Origin of the sequence: Vibrio sp. OY15, from assembly GCF_000742455.1 — a bacterium.
In the GTDB taxonomy this organism is placed as follows: domain Bacteria; phylum Pseudomonadota; class Gammaproteobacteria; order Enterobacterales; family Vibrionaceae; genus Vibrio; species Vibrio alginolyticus.
On the sequence record NZ_JPIL01000001.1, the window covers coordinates 667,784 to 689,271 of the forward strand.

Genomic DNA, 21,488 nt, shown 5'->3' on the forward strand with positions numbered 1-21,488 from the left:
GGATAAAATGAAAAAGTTAAGCCTAAGTCTGTTGGGAAGTGCGGCGCTAATTCTTGTATCGCCGACAACCCAAGCTCAAGAGTACATGTTCACGTACTCAAAGTTATACACTCAACTAAAAAACAACAACAAAGAAGGGCATGACGATGTGAAAGTTGGTGTCTTTTTTGTGGACGCAAAAACTAAACAAATTTGTACGATAGAAAAAGCTTGGATGGAAAAAGAAGAGCACTATGAAGAGTTTGTTATCCCTGCTTCACAAGAGTTGCCTTTACCTGTTGATAAAAACTTAAAGTCAGCGAATCCGTTGGTTTTTGTCGATACCCCAAAAGATACACGTTGCGATTACTCACTTGTCGTGATGACCAAAGAACCATTACAGGGTAACGTTTCTTACGACCAACTTAAGCCTCTTCTACCTCAAATGCAGACGATGCTGGAAGATTTAGGCGGTATGTTTGCGGGTTGGTTTACACCGGAGGTTCAAGGTGTGACGATGGAGTTTGCAAATCAACTGAATGATAAAGTGATTTTCTCAAACGGAACCGAAAAGCCAATTGTCAATGGCAAGATACAAGTCGCACTAAGTGAAATAGGGCAAGGTGGCACAATGACACTACCAGAACCGACGATGCGAGTGTTACCTTATCTACCTAACGCAAAGAAATGAACACTGAACGTTTAGAAAGGGCTGCAATCGCAGCTCTTTTTTAATTTTGACCGTAACTAAAGTATCTTTCACACTCTTTTCTTAAAGACTCAATAAGACAAGCATTTAATCCTGCGTAAAAAGCTCGTATAATCCACGCCCCAAAGAAACCCATGTTAGGAAGTCCTAGTCGATTTATCGGCGATGTGAGAGCCCGCAATGAACCAAATAGATACAAGAAAAGAAACCCTAGAATTCAACAAGCTTCAGAAACGCCTAAGAAGACATGTTGGAAATGCCATTACTGATTACAACATGATCGAAGAAGGCGATGTTGTAATGGCATGTATTAGCGGTGGTAAAGATTCATTCGCGATGCTTGATATCCTGCTGAATCTTCAAAAAGCCGCACCGATCAAATTTGAAGTGGTTGCGGTAAACCTAGACCAAAAACAACCGGGCTTCCCTGAGCACATTCTGCCAGAGTATTTCGAAACACTGAATATCCCTTACTATATCGTCGATAAGGACACGTATTCCGTCGTAAAAGAGAAGGTACCAGAAGGCAAAACCACTTGTGGTCTGTGTTCACGCCTGCGACGTGGTACGCTGTATTCATTTGCAGAGAAGATTGGTGCAACTAAGCTTGCGCTAGGTCATCACATGGATGACATCGTCGAAACAATGTTCTTGAATATGTTCCACGGCTCTCGCCTTAAAGCGATGCCACCAAAGCTACGCTCTGATGATGGCCGTAACGTGGTCATTCGTCCATTGACTTACTGTCGTGAAAAAGATTTGATCAAATACGCTGAGCACAAGGATTTCCCAATAATTCCGTGTAACCTTTGTGGCTCTCAAGAGAACCTTCAGCGTCAATCTATAAAAGCAATGTTGATTGAATGGGATAAGAAGACGCCAGGGCGTGTGGAAGCAATTTTTAAATCAATTCAAAACGTAAGCCCAAGCCAACTAGCAGACCGCGAATTGTTCGACTTTGTTAACTTACCGCTAGATCGTGAAGGTAACCGCGAAGAGTATGAATTTAATGAGGCTGTCGTTTCTTCGACGAATATTGATGAATCGATGTTCATCGATGTTACGAACATCTAACTCGTAAAAAAGGAGGTCAATTAGACCTCCTTTTTTGTACCCAACGCTTTAACTGTTCCCAAACAAAAATCCCCCTGTATTCGGGGGATTTATTAGCGCTTATTTGAAAGCGCTCAATACATAGCAATACTAAGGAGAGATTAGGTTGCTGTATTTGGATCGAGAGGACTAATGTAGCCTTTTGGTTTTAGAGCCAACACGTCGCAATTTATTTTATCAATTACGTGCTCCGCTGTATTACCAATAAAGACAGCAGAAAGCCCAGTTCGCCCTGTAGTACCTAAAATAACCATTGCAGCATTCAAGCGCTCTGCAGCTGACGGAATGACATCTTCAGGTAAACCTTGCTCAACTATCGTTTGTTCTTCATCAAGACCATGTTTTTGGCGTAGTGCTTTCATAGCCGTTAAATGATGACCTCGCACTGCATCGGTATAAGTCGTTGGGTCAAATTCAGGAAGTTCAATCGTAATGTTCGCCGGTGTAACGGGGTAGGCGTTAACAAGATATGGCTTGGCCTCAAGCCGAGTGGTGATTTCTTTTAATCGCTCGACCATCGTATCGTTGAGATCAATATGAGTCGGGTTTTCTGAGCCCACATGTACTGAGGCAAGGATACTTGCTTGTTCCGGCCAAGCAGCATTCTTGATAAGAAGCACTGGAATAGGGCATTTTCGCAACAAGTGCCAATCTGTCGGTGTGAAAATGACAGACTCTAAAACATCATGCTTACGTGTGCCTTTGATGACTAGGTCATGATTGCCTGCATAGACTTCAGCAATAATCGCCTCATAAGGGCGGTTGTGCCAGACAACACAAACATCAAAGTCGAAGCCATCGTTTAGGTATGGTTGAGCAATTTTACGCATCCACTGCTCACGCTGATGAATGACACCTCGACGCATAGCATCTCTTTCATCCACTGATAGCATTGACGTCATGTCATACGAGAAATCGTAAATGGATAAAAAGAAAGTGATTCGGCTTCTAGATACACTTTTCTGAGCTAATTGAACAGCTCTTGCAAGTGCGGGCTGCTCATCATTATTGATGTCAGCTACAACAAGGATCTTACTGTATATACTCATAACTAAGCCCACTTCTATTGCAAAACCAGATACTGAATGTAAATTAAATCAGTATTTTGGAGTACTCACCGTACATTTTTACTGTAGCTTAGTTTGGAGAACTTTTTGAGGACTTTCGAAAGGAATTTATGAGAAATATGATGTAGCTCATTTTCGAGCTACATCAATAATTAGGGTGTATTATTCTTTAGTTACACCAGCAAGTTCCATCAATGCATCGTGGTCTAAGATAGTGATATATTTACCTTTTACGCTTAGGATCTCAGATTTCTGGAAACGACCTAACAAACGACTGATCGTTTCGACTGTAAGACCAAGGTAGTTGCCAATATCACCACGAGTCATAGTTAAACGAAACTCTCTAGGGCTGAAGCCACGCTGAGAAAAACGCGTTGATAGGTTGTAAAGGAAAGCAGCTAGTCGCTCTTCTGCATTCTTTTTAGAAAGAAGCAAAATCATTTCCTGATCACCTTTAATTTCGTTACTCATCAAACGCATGATTTGCTGGCGAAGCTTAGGCATCTTACCCGATAGATCGTCTAAAATTTCGTATGGGATTTCACATACCATCGACGTTTCGAGTGCTTGAGCAAAGCTAGGGTGGGAGTCACCAGTGATAGCATCGAAACCGACTAAGTCTCCAGCTAAGTGAAACGCTGTGATTTGCTCATCACCTTGCTCTGTGATCGTATAGCTCTTGATGGTACCAGAGCGGATAGCGTATAGCGATTTTAGCTCATCACCGGCCTTAAAAAGCTCTTGTCCTTTTTGAATAGGCTTCTTACGTTCAATGATTTGGTCAAGCTGGTCAAGTTCTGCCTCATTCAGAGTGAACGGGATACACAGTTGACTAATGCTACAATCTTGGCAATGAATGGCGCAACCGCCTGATTGGATACGCTTTGTTGCAGGTTTTTCAGAAATCATAACAACCTTTCACTATTTGATATACATCAATATTTTAGCATCGCTTAATCCTAAAGGGTAGCAAAAATGTCACCTCAATAGAGTTTAACGTTATATGAAACCGAGTAATGCTAAGGCTCCTACAGCGGTATACGTACCATAGCCAATAAGGATTAATGCTGAAATATTTCTAAATATTAATGATTTTTGTAATTTCTGAAAATGATTGGCACCGTATCCAATAATAAGCATTGCAGGTAGCGTTCCGAGCCCAAACGCAAGCATAATTAGGCCGCCGTTCATCGCACTACCAGAAACCGCCGACCAAGTAAGCGCTGAATAAACTAAACCACATGGTAACCAACCCCAAATAAAGCCAAATGGCAACGCGTGAAGAGGATGCTTTAATGGCAACAAACTCTTCCCTGCCGGCGAGATAAAGCGCCAGAGATACTGCCCTAGCTTTTCTATTAAAAGTAAGCCTTGCCACCATTTAGCAATATACAGCGCGACCAGAATCATGAATAACGCAGCAATCAGCCTTAACCAAGCAAGAGAATGCGTTAACCCACTAAGCTCAGATAAACCTGATATAGCACCACCCACTAATGCTCCTATTAAGGTATAACTGATCAATCGTCCGAGGTTGTAGAAGAGGGGGATAAGGGGGGTGGTTTTATTTTTAGCAGAAGAGCCCATGGTAAGCAGAGACGCGATACCACCACACATACCCATACAATGACCGGCTCCTACTAAGCCGATCATCAACGCACCGATAAAATCAGGAGTCATAAAGGTCGCTACTTTTTATCACTATTAGATTGGTCTTCTTCGTCGAGAAGAATGTTGTGCCCTTGCCGTTCAAGATCTTCAAACTGATCGCTTCTTACCGCCCAAAGAAAAACGGCGACAGCAACACAAACGAGAACGATAGCGATGGGAATCAATATATAAAGACTTTCCATGTTTGCTTTCTCTACTTATTTCTCTTTGAGCAGGCGCAAAGAGTTAGATACAACGATAATTGAGCTTGCAGACATGCCAACTACTGCAATGTAGGGAGCCACTAAACCTGCGACCGCCAAAGGCAAAATTAACAGGTTGTAACCCAAAGACCAAGCCAAGTTTTCTCGAATAATCTTTCTTGTACGCAGTGCAAGCAAACGTGCTTCTAGTAGCTTTTCGAGATTATCCCCAAGTAACGTCATATCTGCAGAAGCTTTAGCGACATCTGTACCACCGCCCATTGCGACAGAAAGGTGAGCTCCGGCGAGAGTCGGCGCGTCATTGATTCCATCACCAACCATCATAGTGATACTGTTTTCGTCCAAGCTCTTAAGGTATGCAAGCTTATCTTCTGGCTTTGCTGACGCGACGATGTGACCGATACCAATTTCATTCGCCACTGGTTGGGCGTTTGAGAGAGAATCACCAGTTAGCAGGGTTGTCTTAATTCCAGCGTCAGCAAAACGTTGAATAAAGGCTTTGCTTTCTTTTCGGATAGGGTCGCGGTAGTAAAAGCTAGCGACATGCTTGCCATCAACCGACAGATAGACCGCCTGGCTTTCACCACTTTCTTTGCCTTGAACAAAAGCCGCACTGCCTATCTTAACGATTTTGCCATTCCATATCCCTTCAATCCCTGACCCAATCACGTTTTGCACATCAGACACGATAAAGTCATCATTGGTGAAAGTTGCAAAAGAACGAGCGATAGGGTGGTTTGCATGAGCCTCTAAAGCTGCAGCTAGTGATAGACAATCTTTCTGTGGGAGATCACTAAGTACCTTTGTTTCACAGATCTCAATATCACCTTTCGTTAGAGTGCCTGTTTTATCTACAACTAAGTGGTTGATCTTACATAATGTCTCAAACACATGGCCTTTACGAAGTAAAATGCCAAAATTACCCATTCTAGAGGTAGCACAAGTGAGTGCGGTCGGTGTGGCCAGAGATAGCGCACATGGACACGTAGCGACTAACACAGACAGCATGATCCAAAACGCATCATCTGGTTTTGTTTGATGCCAGTAAAACCAAGTACCAGCAGAGATGATAAGAATCACACCAACAAAGTAACGGGCGACAATGTCTGCAATTTCCGCAATTTTAGGTTTGGAGTGTTGAGCTTCATCTTGTAAACGCACGATGTTAGAAATCATTGAATCGGCCTTTGAGCTTACTACCTCAAGTTCAAATGATTCGTCTCCGTTTAGCGTTCCCGCATAAACAATATCGCCTTCTCGTTTCACAACGTGCACTGACTCACCCGTTAGCATGGATTCATCAATATGAATACGGCCTGAAATAACTTTACCGTCAGCGGGGATATGTTCACCAGGTAGAACGCGGATACGATCGCCAACTTTTAGCGTCTTCACGGGTATCTGATCACCGTCCAGCGTTGTAGCAATTGCCGGAATCAACTTAAGAAGGTTACCACTCGCTGCAGCAGCTTTGCGACGAGCGCGCATCTCTAAGAATCGACCTACTAACAAAAAGAAGGTAAACATCGAGATAGATTCAAAGAAGACTTCGCCTTGTTCAGTTACTGTTGCAACTAAACTTGCAACATAGGCAAAGATCAACGCGATAGAAACCGGGACATCCATACCAAGGGTTCGGCCTTTGATACTGCGCCATGCGTTTAAGTAAAATGGAAGAGCGGAATAAAGCAAAACAGGAGTAGCAAAAATCAAACTTACCCAACGAAAGTAACTTTTAAACTCTGGCTCTAAATCACCAAAGACTTCGAGATACAGTGCAACGGCGAGCATCATGACCTGCATGGTTGCTAAACCTGCAATACCTAGCCGATATAGATATTGCTTCATCATTCGATGGTAAGAAGCTTCTTGCTTATCTGCTTCAAAAGGTGCAGCTTTGTAACCAAGTTTATGTATAACGGAAAGGAGCTCGCTTAACCGTACCTGAGTTTTATCCCAGGCTAGTAACGCTCGATTGGTGGTTGTATTAACACGGATAGATACCAACCCGGCCGTATTAGAAACTTGCTTTTCGATTAACCACGCACAAGCGGCACATGAAACGCCTTCCAAAGAAAGGGTTACTTCAGAAACATTTTCGCGATTTCGTACGAATTCAGATTGTACATCCGCATTGTCATAATGAATTAAAGCTTGGAGTTGCTCTGGTACTAGATCTGCCTTTTCTGCAGGCGCAGTGCGGTATTGGTAATATGATACAAGACCACTATCGACAATAGTCTGCGCCACAGTTTCGCAGCCCGGACAACACATGTCGCGAATTTCACCCAATATTTCTACTTTGAAATCCGTGTTGGCTGGTACATCTTCACCGCAGTGATAACAGGATTTACACATATGCTTACTTCATTAACGGTGTTGAAGAGGCAGGAAACTCAACTTTACCTTGGATCATCCATTGCTTGTCGTGTGGTTGTAGTTCAACAAACCATGGTCCTTGAATAGATTCCTCAGCTTTTAGTCGGTAATTACCAGATGCATCCGCTGTTACAAGCTTTGTGAAGTCACGATCAGGAAGAGTACGATGAGTGAAAGTGGCCGTTAGAGCAGGGTAATGAGGTAGCTTCCCTTTAGCGAAAACAATCACAACATTGTTATTTTCAGAGGAAATCTCAGCGTTAAGACCTAGGTCACGAGCGACATTCATTTTACTAATGTCGATATTAATACCTTTGCCTTTTTTATAGTAATCCTCGGCGACTAAAGAAACAGAGTTGTTCGAGAAAACGACCACAGTAATCACAGTCCAAACTACGACAGTAAGAGGAAGGATGATTAGGAACCACGGCCAAAATTGTTTATACCAAGGCTTTACCATAAAAAAGTTCTCAACAGCTAAATGAAAAAATGTAAGGCGTTAAATTTAAAGGAAAGACAGCCCCTATGAAAGGGGCTGTTATTGCTATGTTACGTAATATCTCAGTTACTTACTCTCTGAGTTACTTAAACTCCAGACATATGAGGCAACGAGCTGAACTTTATCTTCACCCAAAATGTCTTTCCACGCAGGCATTACGCCTGAGCGTCCGTTCATTACGGTTTCTGTTACAGCTGCACGAGAGTCACCAAATAACCAGTCTTGGTCTGTAAGGTCAGGCGCACCGACTGCAGGGTTACCCTTACCATCGGTACCATGACAAGCAGCACACACTACGAAGCGTGCTTTACCTGCCGCGGCTTCACGAGCATTTACTTTACGACCAGATAAACTAAGTGTGTAACTTACAACTTCTTGAACACCTTGCTCACCAAGGGCATCTTTCCATGCTGGCATTTGACCAATACGGCCGTGCATGATGGTTGTAACGATCGCTGCTGGCTCGCCACCATATAGCCATGCATCATCAGTCAGGTTAGGGAAGCCTTTCTGACCACGTGCATCAGAGCCATGGCATTGAGAACAGTTTTGCAAAAACAAACGCTGACCAACTTTTAATGCTTCAGGATCTTGCGCAATTTCAGGAATTGGGCGTAGACCACTGTCATTGTGCGCAAGTTTACGGAATGCTTCGCCGAAGTAAGCGTCGGCATCATCCAGTTCTTTTGCATATTGGTTTAGTTGCTTGTTCTCTTGTGCTGCAGCGATGGCTTCTTTTGACTCTTCTAGTGAGCGAACGGTTTGAGCCGAACTCTGCCAGTTTAAAAAGCCCTTGAAGCTACCTAGACCTGGGAATAGGGCAAGGTAAACTGCTGCGAACACAAATGTGCTTACAAACAGGTAAGTCCACCACTTTGGTAGAGGGTTGTTTAGCTCGCGAATACCATCGTACTCGTGGCCCATGTCTTCCCCTTCCTCGACGCCCATTTTATCTTTAGCGCACCAAGTCAGGAGAATCGCACAGCCTACTAGCGTACCGACAGTAATCACGATAATCCAGAGACTCCAGAATGTAGTCATTACTTCTTCACTCCTTGGTTATTAGGGGTCTTTTGTTCTTCGTCAGCAAACACCAAGTTGGCATCTTCTTCAAAGCGTGCTTTACGCTTTTTACTAAATGCCCACCATACGATGCCAATAAAACTAGCGAAGAGTACAACGGTATAAATACTATGAATTGTACCGAAATCCATATGATCCCCTTACTTCATTGCATGACCAAGAGACTGAAGGTAAGCGATGATTGCATCCATCTCTGTTTTACCTTCTACTTCTTTAGCCGAATTCGCGATCTCTTCATCAGTGTATGGAACGCCGAACTGATCACGAAATAGCTCAAGTTTCTTCTGAGTTAGCTTACCGTCTAAAACGTTTTCAGCTAGCCACGGGAAACCTGGCATGTTTGACTCAGGTACAAGCTCACGAGGATCTAACAGGTGAACACGGTGCCATTCGTCAGAATAACGACCACCAACACGAGCTAAATCCGGGCCTGTACGCTTAGAGCCCCAAAGGAATGGGTGTTCCCAAACACTCTCACCAGCAACAGAGTAGTGACCGTAACGTTCAGTCTCTGAGCGGAAAGGACGAACCATCTGGCTGTGACAGACGTTACAACCTTCACGGATGTAGATATCACGGCCTTCCATCTCCAAAGGAGTGTAAGCGCGCAGATTTTCTACAGGTTCAGTCGTTTGCTTTTGGAAAATCAGAGGAGTGATCTCTACAAGAGCACCCCAACTGATAGCAAACACGATAAAAATAGCCAACAAACCGACATTACGTTCTAAGATTTCATGGCGATTATTAGAATTATTACTCATTCTTAAATCTCCTTATGCCGGATGTGGGATAGCTTTTAGGCTTTCTTTAGGTGCACTTACCGTTTTGTACGTGTTGTATGCCATTAGGAACATACCAGATAGGAAGATAAATCCGCCTAGGAAACGTACAAAGTAGAACGGATAAGACGCTTCTACAGATTCAACAAAACTGTAAGTTAGCGTACCGTCAGAGTTAACCGCGCGCCACATAAGACCTTGCATTACACCAGAGATCCACATCGCAACGATGTAAAGAACGGTACCGATTGTTGCTAGCCAGAAATGCACATTAACTAGACCAACAGAGTACATACGCTCTTGGCCAAATAGGCGAGGTACCAAGTGATATACAGAGCCGATAGAAACCATCGCAACCCAACCTAACGCACCAGAGTGAACGTGACCAATGGTCCAGTCTGTGTAGTGAGAAAGTGCGTTAACCGTCTTAATCGACATCATCGGGCCTTCAAAGGTAGACATACCGTAGAACGACAGTGAAACGATTAGGAAACGTAGGATAGGGTCATAACGAAGCTTATGCCATGCACCAGATAACGTCATAATACCGTTGATCATACCACCCCAAGAAGGAGCAAATAGAACCAGCGACATAACCATACCTAGAGACTGAGTCCAGTCTGGTAGCGCTGTATAATGAAGGTGGTGAGGGCCTGCCCAAATATATAGAGAAATAAGTGCCCAGAAGTGAACGATAGATAGACGGTAAGAATAAACAGGACGTTCAGCTTGTTTAGGAACGAAGTAGTACATCATACCTAGGAAACCAGCGGTCAGTAGGAAACCTACCGCATTGTGTCCATACCACCACTGAACCATCGCATCCACTGCGCCCGAGTAAATCGAGTAAGATTTACCAAGTGACACAGGAATAGCCATGCTGTTCACGATGTGAAGTACTGCTACTGTGATAATAAAGGCACCGAAGAACCAGTTTGCCACATAAATATGTGACGTGTTTCGCTTCACTAGTGTGCCGAAGAACACCACCGCATATGATACCCATATTAGCGCAATTGCGATATCAATAGGCCATTCTAGCTCAGCATACTCTTTACCCGATGTTAAACCGAGAGGCAAAGTAATGGCTGCTGCCAGGATGATTGCTTGCCAACCCCAAAAGGTGAAGGCAACGAGTGGGCCACCAAAAAGACGTGTTTGACATGTGCGCTGTACAACATAATAAGACGTTGCGAACAGAGCACTGGTACCAAACGCAAAAATTACCGCATTAGTATGCAGTGGACGTAAGCGACTGTACGTCAACCACGGCGTATCAAAGTTTAGCTGTGGCCAAACTAATTGAGCGGCAATCAAAACACCAACAGCCATACCAACTATGCCCCATAAAATGGTCACAAGGGTAAATTGGCGAACGACTGTATAGTTGTAGTTTTGTTCAAGCTGCTTTACTTGGCTCATTTGCATGCTTCCAATTTCTAATTAACTACACTTTTACTTCCAACACGACTTGCGTCGTAACACCACCCAAGTAAACTCTAGAATTCAAGTGTTATCATCACCTTATTTCCATTGCTGACTTTAATAAAAAGTGGCATTTTCAGCGTGACACTATACTTGAATTAACAATTCAATGACAGGGTAGTAACCTTACTGGACCTCTGGAAATCATTTTTTATTTAAAAAGTTTGAAGTTTGTAACAAGGATATTAGTAATTATGCCTGCACAAAAGTTAACAAAGGCGCGACTTGCACAAATCTTAATCATGCTCAGTGTTTTAATAGGCGCATTTTTCTGGCGTACCTTTACACACGAGAGCGTTAATAGCGTTGACTGTTCACAAAAAGAACGATGCGATGTAACAATTGAAGGAGAAATAATCACGATTAATCGTGACTCAATGGGAATTTCGCTCGAAACGACAGAAAGTAGCACTCTAAAAATTGATCTAAATCAATCTGGTAATTTTATCAATCTCAACGAAAAGCATAAGTCAGTAGAATGGGACATCATGCCTGAATCGAAAAAAATCACCTTTAAAAAAGGTGAAAACATTGTTGTAGTTCAATTATAAATACGATCTATCACGAGATAATCGTAACTTATTAATGAAATTAACACCTTCTTACCTAGAGAAAATTGGTTGGAATGGTATAACAGCAGAGTGATATCCAATTATAAAATCGTATGCATTGCCAATCAGTTTTTACTCATATTAAAGATGAAGACTCAGCGATAAAAACGCTCAGGTCAGAATTGACACAACAGAACTTGTCTTACGTGATGTGTTACTACACGGAAGAATACAATTTCGAGTTGATTCGAGAAGCGTTTCTTGCGCATTTTCCTGGTGTGCCTTTTCATGGCGCCAGTTCATGTCAAGCCGTAATGACAGATCAGGGCTTTCATACAGGACCAGTAATTGCGGCACTTGCTGTTTATGATACAGGTCCTCATGCTTATGGTACTGGTATTTCTAATCACAACTCAGGTGACAGCGTCACCAAGGCTTTGGATATGGCCCTTGAGAACGCAAACCGTGTAGGAGAGGTACCAAACTTAATTCTACTTCATGCTACACCAGGGCAAGAGGAATCAATCATTGCGTCTATAGATGAAAGATTTGGAACTCTAATTCCAATTATTGGTGGTTCGGCCGCTGATAATAACATCGCTGGGAAATGGTCTGTGATAACCGCCCAAGGCTCTCAAACTTCAGGTTTAAGCTTAACTCTCTTTTACTCCTCTCAACCTGTTGATATCGCTTTCAGCGCTGGGCATACACCAACTAATATCAAAGGTGTTGCAACCAAGACCAACGATAGATGCTTACTTGAAATTGATAATGAACCTGCGCTCAATGTTTATAGAAGGTGGACAAATCACCAGGATAACCAAGTAGGTAAAGATAATATGCTGTTTACAAACTCGAGTGCTTATCCATTAGGGCGGATCGCAGGTCATCTCTATGATCGCCCATATTACAAGTTATCCCATCCGATCCGTGAGACGCCAGATGGTGGAATCGAGTTGTTTACACGAATAGAAGAGGGTGACGAGCTCACATTAATGAAAGGAAGTCGTGAGCATCTCGTTGCGCGCGCTGCAAAAGTCGTCAATGCCGCTTTTAACCAAAAATTAGAAGAGTCTCGAAAAATTGGAGTGATAAATATCTTTTGCGCAGGTCCCATGTTGCACTTAATGCAAGACATGAATAGCGTTTGTGAACAAATTAACCAAGAACTAGAACATTTGCCTTTTATTTGCCCTTTTACTTTCGGCGAGCAAGGTAGATTTATTGGTGGTGAGAATGGACATGGAAACCTGATGATTTCATCGGCTATATTCCATAAACCTTATGAAAGATAAATACTTAGACATATATCAACAGGAAGCGCTTCAAGAAGCGTTAGTTGAGCTAAAGCAGGCTAGACAAAGAGAACGACTACTCGCTGATGAAAACAAGGCCATTCTTTCCGCGATATCTGCGATGAGTGAGGCAAAGAATCGGCATGAGATATTTACGGGATTAAACAATGTCCTCAAAAAGTACATCAACTTCGATGATTTTATTGTACTGACTCGTGATGGTGAACGATATCCCTTCAAGACATTGATATCAACTAATAGCGTATTTGATAATGTATCCTGGTTACACGGTAACACCTATCAAAGAGCTCTCAATGGTGAATGCATTCTACTGTTCGAGCCAGATAAACTCGCTGAGTTTGTTAACTTAAACAGCTTTATAAAAAGCCATGTAAACTCGGTCGTTTTAACTGGTATACGTTCAGAAGTAACGCAAACCGTAATCCTACTTATTGGAGCTCAGAAAGGGCACTTTAGCATAGAGAATAAGGAAACCTTGAGGCGGTTTCGTCCCTTAATTGAAAGGGCGGTCATTGATATCGAGACCAAAGAGAAGTTACAACGTATCGTTGAGGTAAGAACAACTCAGCTCGCTAAAGCAAGAGAAGAAGCAGAGCTTGCGAACCGCTCTAAGTCGGAGTTCTTAGCGATGATGAGCCATGAAATAAGAACCCCTTTAAATTCCGTTCTTGGAATGCTAGATATACTGAAGCAATCAACCTTGTCAGAAGAACAAATTGATGCGTTGAGCCAAATGGAGTGCTCTGCAGAGTTACTTCTCGCGATAATCAGTGACATTCTTGATCTCTCTAAAATCGAGTCAGGTCGCTTTCAGCTCAATGAACAATGGATTAATTTAAGAGACACTGTCACTTTTGTCATTTCTCAGCAAAAACAAATAGCTAAGAAGAAAAATCTCCAATTTAAACTCAACTGTACTGTCACTAATGACAAACAATTTTGGATTGACTCCACGCGGTTATCTCAAATCCTGTTTAATCTAATAGGGAATGCAATAAAGTTTACAGACGAAGGTGAAGTAAAAGTTTCTGTATCTGAGCAAGATGCTGAACTTGTGATCTCAATATCTGACACTGGAATTGGTATATCTAAAGCAAAGCAAGAGCACTTGTTTACGGCATTTCATCAAGGAGACCGTTCCATCACGAGACGCTTCGGTGGTACAGGACTGGGGCTCGCAATAACCAAGCATTTAGTTGAAATGATGCGTGGAAAGATTGCCGTTAAAAGTGATGAGCATGTTGGTTCAACCTTTACGATTTCGATTCCAGTTTTGACTCGTTGTAATCAAAATCGTCCAGTTAGAATCGAAACCAATCAACCGACAAAAGCAATGGAACTTCTCGTCGTAGAAGATACCGAGTCGAATCAGTTCGTAATAAAGCTTATCTTAAATAAGCTTGGCCATAATGTTCATATCGCAAGCCATGGAGCAGAGGCATTAACATTTTTAGAAGAGAATGAGGATTTAATCGATTTGATTCTCATGGATGTCTCGATGCCAGTGATGGATGGAATTACCGCAACAAGACTTATTCGAGATAAAGGTCTCAGGACCCCAATTATAGCGTTAACTGCATATGCGTTAGAAAGCGATAGAGATAAATGCCTGGATGCCGGCATGGACGGATTCATTTCCAAGCCAGTTAGAAGACAAGATATCTTTGAAGCTATACAGTCATTTCAATAAGCAAAAAGGCGTTAATATAGATCTTAACAATCGATAGATTATTAAGATCTATATTAAGTATTTTATGGTAAATAACCATTATGTTTAATGCTCACAGTAAGGCCCTTAAATTTAAAATCTGCAGGGGAATAGGAGCATACTCAGACAACATTTAGCGTACGGCGATATTTAATTTAACATAATATACATAATGCGCACTAAGGGTCTAATAAATCATCATCAGGGTCAGTAACATCATACCAACTACATTGACCACAATAGTCATAACGACAATTATCTGAATCAACAAAAACCAAAAACTCAGATAGCTGTTTGCATTCTGGGCAGGTATCTTCGTATTTTCTTAAAACTGTAAGGTCTTCAGTATCTAAAGTTATAGACATTTCTATTTCCTCGCTAATCTATCTAAGGCAGTTGCTTTTTACTGAAGCCATGAACCACAACAACCAAACCTAAAACATAAACCCCTAGAAGTCCTAGAAACTCATAAGGATATTCAAATATCAAATCAATCATAAACAACTCCAGTGTGAACGTGCCAAAGATTAGCTGTGTACATGTTCCGCTTCCTCGAAGCGATTTTCGCAAGCTCAATATCACTTCTTGCGGCGAGCGGTCTAACTAGAGGCTGCCCATCTGAATAGCATTATTGTCCCCCAAATGCAGAAGCCCCAGAACAGGGTCCAAAGAATATTTACCAGCATAGCTATATCTGAACAGGAATATTTTGCTGGAGAATATCGGTTGGCTTTTCACGTTGGCCACAAGTGAAGATCCTTTCTGAATCTTCCCAAGTTACCCGATAGACACAATCCGAAAGAACCTCGAACTGATAGCCAATATCAACCAAATCTGTATGGTCAAAGCTGAAAAGCTTATCCGTACCATCGTAAACATCAATGTATATCTTATAGAAAGTTAGGTCACGATTTAGCTCTCCCATCGATTTCAAGTTAGTAGTAAGCGCGATTTGCTTAGCGTACCCAGTGATAAAAAAGTCGTAACCATCTAAAGGGCCAAAACCGGAACTGGTCTTTTTCTTAGGTGAAGTCCGCGTTCCTTGAGCTGTTGGCGTACCAGCTGGAATTTCTAAGTTAACATTTTGCTGCGTGACTGGTTCCGGTGCCTTTTCGGGTTCAGGCCACCAAGCCCAAATATTAAAGACCAGACCAAGAGACAATAACAACGCACTCCCGACGACAGGCCAACGTTTCCAAAAAGGCTTTATGTCCTTTGCTTGTGCTTCTTGCACATGCTTGTTCGATTGAGAATGACTTTTGTAAAACGGAAAATACTCCGACTTATAAGATCGTATCGAAGTGTTTACCACCTCACCATTGCAACCATCTTGAACCTTTTTAGTGTATGAGTTGCTGGAGCCCATTGCGGTGTTTTTGGTACAGCGATAAGTGACTTCAATCATGTCTTTAATATCGCGATGCACCTTGCGTATGTTCTGAGTCAGCAAGATGATATCGACGCCATAGTGACGATGTATCGAAAACCACTCAAGAATCGCAGCCGGAAGCCCACGAGATGGTAGGCTCATATGAGCCTCATCAACAATGTACAAAGGCCCCTGTCCTTTCTCGTTTCGCCACTCATCCGAGTAATCTTCAATCTGACTAAAAGGCCGACTTGTAGAGCCAAAATCCGTCAACCGACCATCAACTATCTTGATTAAGTCGCGCACATCCTCACCGAATATCTTTACGAACCAATCAACATTAAGCGTAATGTTGGTGATAACTTTACGCCCTTCCTTGATAGCCGGAATAATGTGATAAGCAACAGCCTCGTAAGTCTTACCGCCTCCTGGTCTACCTGCTATTGCATAAATCATGAGCCTAACCTCGTAAACGGAATGAGTTGAAGCATTAAGCGAACCGTGATTGCAGCAAGGATGATAGAAAGGCACTGAGGTAAACCAACCGCAGCCATAACCCAAGAGACTGTTGGAGGAATTGAAGTCATATACTGACTCATATCGACAGGCGCAAAGAGCGCGAACACGCCAGAAAGCAGCATGTTAACCATCTCCATAACCTGCTCGACAGCCCAGAAAAATAAGTCCTTGAGCATGTTAAAAAGCGAGACTAAAAGCTGATATAAAAACACCAAAAGCTTGTTAAACAAATCAACTAACCAATCCATATTATCCCCCGAATATGATGCGACGCGCTGCAAAGATGGACGTCATAATGAGAACCGCACGAACGAAGCCGAAAATCCAATCAAAATTAATGTAATCCTCGAAACTGAAGTTGCCGAAGAATGGAACCGGAAGAACGAAAGAAGGACGCTGAGCGTTGGACAAATCTATGTTGCCAAATGAATTAACAAAGTCATCAATCACATTGGTTTTTAGATCATTAAGTTGACCAGACACCAAACCGCCTAACCCATCAGGATAAGCAGATTCATAAAAGCCAGAACAATTGCTAGCATCGATACAAGTACCACCCGTACCAGCGCCGGACGTGTCAGTGTTGGCAATACCATCCAATGTTTCAGAAATACCAGCGACATCCTCAGCAATACCATCCATTGCGCCAGCAATTTGTTCAACGTCATTACCAACGCCGTTAATCGCATTGGTGTTTTTATTTACCGCTGTTGTTATGTCAGCATTGGCCTGTTGAATCAGAGACTTTGTTTTACGATAGATTTCGTTATCGTTAGCTTGCTGCTTTTGAATGGCCTGCGTATTGGTGACAACTGAAGCATTAAGCGCAATGATTTGATTCTGAACGTCAGCACTTGCCTGATTGATGTCGATGTTCATCGCATTGAGCGCCTTGTTTACATCCTTATTCATTCCAGTTATTGCGCTAACTACTGCCGTATCTGTCGATTCATCTGTTGGAGGGTCCTCAACATCAGGTTCATCTGTTGGAGGGTCAGGAACGACAACATCATTGTCTGAATCTGGTAAAACGCTAGGGTCTTCGATGTCGCCGCCTGTTGGGTCGTCTGGGTCATGAGTTGGGTCTGTATCTGGTTTTTCCTCAGTGTCAGGGTCTTTATAGCTTTTACATTCAGGGTCAGAGCAGAAAGATGGGCCACTAGGAACATTACAAGCAGGGCCAATAACAGTATAACTTGCGTAGCACCAACCAGACTCACCGCACCAAGAGCTAGAGCGGTCAATAGCAGCGCCACAGCCGCCACCCATAGAAGAGCAAAGGTAAGATGAAGGCGATGAACTTCCCCATACACTGGACATCCAACGTACGCTATCGGATTGACCTTCAACATCTGAACAATCACGACCATTACATTCAGATTCCCATGACTCAGTTTCATCGCTACAAATGAAGGAAAACTCTTTACCTGATGATTCACAAGAATTTCTCGCTTCCTCTATCGCGTCAATAGTAGACTGTCGTGAGCAGTAAGGGGGCTTCTCACATATACCTGTTTTTGGGTTTAACTCAGTACCATCAGGACAGCCGCCAGAAGCCAGAGTTAAATCAACTCGAGACCAATCTTCATTCCATCTGCCGCTTTTAAAATATCGGTGTTTAACCTCGAGACTATAGCTACCAGAACGTTGATTAATCACAGTGTGCTCCCTTCCATCAATCATAAAGGAGCGTCCAACACAACTACCTACGCCTTGAGGATCAAAATAACTCCCAGAACTTATACCAAAACAATTAGAAAAGACGGCAAGATAACCACTCCAACTGTGAACCTTCATTACGGACGCATTAGCACTAAACGAAACACTCAAAAGTATCACCAGTGCCGCAATGCTTTGTTTAATACTCATGTATAAACCTCATTAAAAAAGGGGACCGAAGCCCCCTATCCTCTAAAGTTTTGAGAGGCCACAAATCCAGCCATGCCACCCAAAAGCACAAAGACGATGAGAATGACATCGTGAAGAATGGCCAACATAAACTTAAGCCTTATTCACAGCACGCTTAGCAAGAGTGATAGATTTGTAGGACATAGTGATGCCAACAATGATTAAGCCAGCCGCACCGATTTTTGTCGCAACGCCAGAAAGGTCGATTGCACTGAATGGGTCAGCACCTGCCTCACTTGCGAAAGCAGCACCAGAGAAAGCAGCCACAGCAACAGTAGCAGCACCACGTTTTGCGAATTTCTTCGCTTGATTGATGTATTTCATAAGTACCTCAGAGAAGTTTGATTAAACGTAAAGCCATCTTGATGGCATAGGTAGAAATGAAGCCCCCAAAGAACACCAAGGAAAAACCAAGGCCGAACATTTGAGTGGCTTCAGGGCCAGTAACCTGAGTGAAATCCATCAGCGAACCGTATTCTTGAGCCGTAACCATGACGTAACCACTACAAGAAGCAGCATCAACCTCAGGAACGACAGCAATAAAACCGTCAGCGTTTGGAAGTGCGCACACAGGCATAATTAAAAACCTTACTTAGCTTTTTCAGAGACAGGACTGTCGAACAGGCTGCGAATGACTTTGAAGTCACAAACCAAGTTGCGGCGAGGGTCTTCTGGGTCAGGTTCGTACTCGAACTCAACAAGAGCCGGACACATCGTTGTTTCGAATTTAGCGAGAAGTGCATCGTTTGGCGCAAATGGAACCTCAACAGATTCAATACCAAACGCAATTTGAGAGCCGTTTTCGTTTTCCCAAGGCTTCAGCGCCTTACCAGCAAACAAACGACCAATTTCATATTTTTTACCAGATTGCTTACCAACGCCTTTTGAGTAAGTACCACCTGTTAGAACGTAACGAACAGCCATGCTAATTCTCCATTATCTCTTTGATTATGTGTTTGTATGTATCAGGCAAGTTGAGCAAATCACCCTGCGTATCCTCAGATATGAGCAACCCGAAAACTTTCTCCAAGTCACCATCCAAGTACTTAGCAATATCCGCTAACGTACGGCCAACTTGACGACGAGCCCAACGAATGCGCCCGTGCATATCGAGCGCAACTTGTTTCTTTTTTGTAACCACCTTTACTGGAGAGCTGGATACGATAGATGCGCTATACGCACAAATTCCGGCGAAGTAACCGCTGATATTGAGAAGCACATCGATTGGCATCTCCTTCAGCTCACACTCACTTCTAAACCAAAACATATCGAGCCCAAGCTGAGCAGCCTTGTTATAAATACGCCAGTAAATACGAGATTTGCGGTTGCCAACCTCGAATGATTCATTGATAACCTTGCCGGACGGTTCAGCGAAATAACGCTCACCTGCACTAGGGCCGCAACCCCTATCAGATGTGCGAAACGCATTATCGGCATAGGCTTTTTTTGCATACTCACGACCAAAAAGGCCGTGGAAGTCATCGACTGCAAGGTCGATTCGAGACAGACGGTTACAGTCGAGAAGTTCTAACCACCAATGCAAACGGAATGCACTTGTGTGCTCAAAAACGTGTTTGCACCCTAGCCCCTCAATTTGGAAATAGCAGGTTCCGCGGTTGCCACCCAAAGCAACAAAACCAACGTGCTTGTTAGAGTGTTTGGTCATCAAGTGACATGAATCCTCGTAACCGTATAACCCCTTACCGCGCCAAGGTGACATGCGAAGGCCAAGAACGTGCAAGCAAAAAACCTCCAAACGTTCCATCATTGCAACGTTCCATTGCTGTTTGTATCGCTCGATTAACTTTTCTTTTTGCTCAGGAGTTTTAGCCATACGGTAATTTGGCTTAGGGATTGGAGCCCAGATAGCAGAAGAAAGATCTGACTTGTGAGCGTGACGCAAAGATGAGTAAGGGATTGTCCAAGACAGGTAATCAACAAAAACAAAAGGACTCGCCTCAGTATCGATTTCCAATTCTTCAGGGGTGAATACTTGTTTTTTCATGTTCTCTGAAAACCTGTCAAGAGTAAATTTATTGCATATCTTGGGTAAATATTTTTACCTTGTCAAGATACTGTATGAAAAAACACTCCTTATAATGAGAAAAAACATGGACTCAATAAGGGGTTTAACATGCTAAATGAGAACATTAAGAGACTCCGAGAGGAAAAAGGAGTCACTCAGCTTGAAATGGCTAAATCTGTCGGAGCATCGGCAAAAACCGTTATGAACTGGGAATCAGGCAAGACTGAGCCAAAAGCATCAGAGCTAGTTTTAATAGCTAAAAGACTTGGGGTATCAGTTAATGAAGTACTTGGAAGAGAACAGAATCCGCACGAAAGACTGATAGAGAAAATTAGTTCAGCGATTGGAGATTTCAACGACGCGGAGATCGAATCACTGTCGATAATGGTCGAAGGTTTGTATTTGAGGAATCAAAGCAACAGAGCTAGAAATAATTTCTCCTCAGATAAGACTCGCTAACGCTCAAACACTGGCGCGCTACGCTTGCGAATACACGGAGAACACTGATGGTTCAGTGGAATTTACCCCCGTAATACTAGACGGGGGTTTGGCTCCGCTTTTAGGTCCCTCCCGCAAAGCGGGCCCCTCCCAAAATGCTCGCTAACCGACGAAGTTATGACGATGAAAAAGATCATATTATCGATGGCCTTAATGAGCTCAAGTTCATTGGCAGACCCGACAATGAGCGAAATCATTGGTCGTGAAGAAGATCCAAACCAGCCGATTGAAGAAGTCTATGGCAAGGAACGCATAGACAGAATCAGAAACGGCGATGATACATGCATGTATGAATACAAAACCGATGAAGATGGAAATATCAAAAGTATACGACTTGAGGGAAAACCTATTCACTGCAAAGATCTTCTAACGTTTTTCATAATGCAAAACAAAGACAAACTAAAATGACATACTCAGCGTTTGGTATGTCATTTCATTAGTGCAGCATTATGTGTGTTATGTTACGGGCTCTCACTTCAAAGCGATTCTCTTTCCTGGCATGTACGGCAAGCCGACAATGAGCAAGTCTCTCGCCCACCCTTTGCGCGTTCTAGGCCAAAGGCGAACCACTCAACATAACACTCACCCATAATGCGCACTAATAGTGTAAGCCCAAAGCGATAATG

General features: G+C 42.9%; 25 protein-coding genes. 7 read left to right on the top strand and 18 right to left on the bottom strand.

Going from position 1 to position 21,488, the window contains the following annotated elements; translation table 11 throughout:
* The first annotated feature begins 7 nt into the window (after nt 1-7).
* Together IJ23_RS02940 and ttcA are read left to right on the top strand one after the other, a co-directional pair.
* Complete coding sequence (locus IJ23_RS02940; protein ID WP_033905302.1) at nt 8-670, top strand: DUF2987 domain-containing protein; 663 nt, start codon at nt 8-10, stop codon at nt 668-670.
* A 198-nt stretch (nt 671-868) separates the two neighbouring features.
* A complete protein-coding gene (gene ttcA / locus IJ23_RS02945) occupies nt 869-1,762 on the top strand; it encodes a tRNA 2-thiocytidine(32) synthetase TtcA (protein ID WP_005377502.1) in 894 nt (297 codons plus the stop codon).
* A 140-nt stretch (nt 1,763-1,902) separates the two neighbouring features.
* Here the strand turns inward: ttcA and uspE are convergent, their stop codons facing one another.
* From uspE to ccoN, 10 genes are all read right to left on the bottom strand, one after another.
* On the bottom strand, nt 1,903-2,850 hold the full coding sequence (gene uspE, locus IJ23_RS02950) for a universal stress protein UspE (protein WP_033905303.1): 948 nt from the start codon (nt 2,848-2,850) through the stop codon (nt 1,903-1,905).
* 180 nt (nt 2,851-3,030) lie between these two features.
* Nucleotides 3,031-3,777 carry an FNR family transcription factor gene (locus tag IJ23_RS02955; RefSeq protein ID WP_005377497.1) on the bottom strand — a complete coding sequence of 249 codons (747 nt, stop codon included), beginning with the start codon at nt 3,775-3,777 and terminating at the stop codon, nt 3,031-3,033.
* Between the two features lie 90 nt (nt 3,778-3,867).
* Nucleotides 3,868-4,548 carry a sulfite exporter TauE/SafE family protein gene (locus IJ23_RS02960; RefSeq protein WP_033905304.1) on the bottom strand — a complete coding sequence of 227 codons (681 nt, stop codon included), beginning with the start codon at nt 4,546-4,548 and terminating at the stop codon, nt 3,868-3,870.
* 8 nt (nt 4,549-4,556) lie between these two features.
* Entirely contained in the window at nt 4,557-4,721 is a 165-nt protein-coding gene (gene ccoS, locus IJ23_RS02965; RefSeq protein WP_005377493.1) for a cbb3-type cytochrome oxidase assembly protein CcoS, read from the bottom strand.
* Between the two features lie 15 nt (nt 4,722-4,736).
* Entirely contained in the window at nt 4,737-7,100 is a 2,364-nt protein-coding gene (locus tag IJ23_RS02970) for a heavy metal translocating P-type ATPase (RefSeq protein ID WP_033905305.1), read from the bottom strand.
* 4 nt (nt 7,101-7,104) lie between these two features.
* Complete coding sequence (locus IJ23_RS02975; RefSeq protein WP_005377489.1) at nt 7,105-7,581, bottom strand: FixH family protein; 477 nt, start codon at nt 7,579-7,581, stop codon at nt 7,105-7,107.
* Between the two features lie 105 nt (nt 7,582-7,686).
* Nucleotides 7,687-8,661: a cytochrome-c oxidase, cbb3-type subunit III gene (ccoP, locus tag IJ23_RS02980; protein WP_005377487.1), complete on the bottom strand. Its 975-nt coding sequence runs from the start codon at nt 8,659-8,661 to the stop codon at nt 7,687-7,689.
* On the bottom strand, nt 8,661-8,834 hold the full coding sequence (locus tag IJ23_RS02985; RefSeq protein ID WP_005377485.1) for a cbb3-type cytochrome oxidase subunit 3: 174 nt from the start codon (nt 8,832-8,834) through the stop codon (nt 8,661-8,663). The genes ccoP and IJ23_RS02985 overlap by 1 nt, the downstream gene beginning before the upstream one ends.
* Before the next feature lie 9 nt (nt 8,835-8,843).
* Nucleotides 8,844-9,464 (bottom strand): cytochrome-c oxidase, cbb3-type subunit II, encoded by a 621-nt coding sequence (gene ccoO / locus IJ23_RS02990; protein ID WP_005377475.1) that lies wholly within the window; start codon nt 9,462-9,464, stop codon nt 8,844-8,846.
* 12 nt (nt 9,465-9,476) lie between these two features.
* Nucleotides 9,477-10,904: a cytochrome-c oxidase, cbb3-type subunit I gene (gene ccoN / locus IJ23_RS02995; RefSeq protein WP_033905306.1), complete on the bottom strand. Its 1,428-nt coding sequence runs from the start codon at nt 10,902-10,904 to the stop codon at nt 9,477-9,479.
* 257 nt (nt 10,905-11,161) lie between these two features.
* On the opposite strand from ccoN, the gene IJ23_RS03000 reads away from it, so the two are divergent.
* From IJ23_RS03000 to IJ23_RS03010, 3 genes are all read left to right on the top strand, one after another.
* Complete coding sequence (locus IJ23_RS03000) at nt 11,162-11,518, top strand: hypothetical protein (protein ID WP_005377473.1); 357 nt, start codon at nt 11,162-11,164, stop codon at nt 11,516-11,518.
* Between the two features lie 113 nt (nt 11,519-11,631).
* On the top strand, nt 11,632-12,813 hold the full coding sequence (locus IJ23_RS03005) for an FIST signal transduction protein (RefSeq protein ID WP_017634895.1): 1,182 nt from the start codon (nt 11,632-11,634) through the stop codon (nt 12,811-12,813).
* Entirely contained in the window at nt 12,803-14,524 is a 1,722-nt protein-coding gene (locus IJ23_RS03010; protein WP_033905307.1) for an ATP-binding protein, read from the top strand. The genes IJ23_RS03005 and IJ23_RS03010 overlap by 11 nt, the downstream gene beginning before the upstream one ends.
* A gap of 197 nt (nt 14,525-14,721) precedes the next feature.
* On the opposite strand, the gene IJ23_RS03015 is transcribed toward IJ23_RS03010, so the two are convergent.
* From IJ23_RS03015 to IJ23_RS03050, 8 genes are all read right to left on the bottom strand, one after another.
* Entirely contained in the window at nt 14,722-14,907 is a 186-nt protein-coding gene (locus IJ23_RS03015) for a hypothetical protein (protein ID WP_033905308.1), read from the bottom strand.
* A 323-nt stretch (nt 14,908-15,230) separates the two neighbouring features.
* Entirely contained in the window at nt 15,231-16,367 is a 1,137-nt protein-coding gene (locus tag IJ23_RS03020; RefSeq protein WP_033905309.1) for a zonular occludens toxin domain-containing protein, read from the bottom strand.
* A complete protein-coding gene (locus IJ23_RS03025) occupies nt 16,364-16,678 on the bottom strand; it encodes a DUF2523 family protein (protein ID WP_033905310.1) in 315 nt (104 codons plus the stop codon). The genes IJ23_RS03020 and IJ23_RS03025 overlap by 4 nt, the downstream gene beginning before the upstream one ends.
* Before the next feature lies 1 nt (nt 16,679).
* Complete coding sequence (locus IJ23_RS25510) at nt 16,680-18,299, bottom strand: DUF1542 domain-containing protein (RefSeq protein WP_235213029.1); 1,620 nt, start codon at nt 18,297-18,299, stop codon at nt 16,680-16,682.
* Nucleotides 18,300-18,431: 132 nt separating this feature from the next.
* Entirely contained in the window at nt 18,432-18,662 is a 231-nt protein-coding gene (locus IJ23_RS03035) for a major coat protein (protein ID WP_033905311.1), read from the bottom strand.
* A gap of 7 nt (nt 18,663-18,669) precedes the next feature.
* Nucleotides 18,670-18,915: a hypothetical protein gene (locus IJ23_RS03040; protein ID WP_017636224.1), complete on the bottom strand. Its 246-nt coding sequence runs from the start codon at nt 18,913-18,915 to the stop codon at nt 18,670-18,672.
* A gap of 11 nt (nt 18,916-18,926) precedes the next feature.
* Entirely contained in the window at nt 18,927-19,262 is a 336-nt protein-coding gene (locus IJ23_RS03045) for a hypothetical protein (RefSeq protein WP_033905312.1), read from the bottom strand.
* Between the two features lies 1 nt (nt 19,263).
* Nucleotides 19,264-20,343 (bottom strand): replication initiation factor domain-containing protein, encoded by a 1,080-nt coding sequence (locus tag IJ23_RS03050; RefSeq protein ID WP_033905313.1) that lies wholly within the window; start codon nt 20,341-20,343, stop codon nt 19,264-19,266.
* 129 nt (nt 20,344-20,472) lie between these two features.
* Between IJ23_RS03050 and IJ23_RS03055 the strand changes: the two genes are divergently transcribed.
* A complete protein-coding gene (locus IJ23_RS03055) occupies nt 20,473-20,823 on the top strand; it encodes a helix-turn-helix transcriptional regulator (protein ID WP_017636227.1) in 351 nt (116 codons plus the stop codon).
* A 162-nt stretch (nt 20,824-20,985) separates the two neighbouring features.
* Nucleotides 20,986-21,270: a hypothetical protein gene (locus IJ23_RS03060; protein WP_235213030.1), complete on the top strand. Its 285-nt coding sequence runs from the start codon at nt 20,986-20,988 to the stop codon at nt 21,268-21,270.
* Nucleotides 21,271-21,488: the final 218 nt, after the last annotated feature.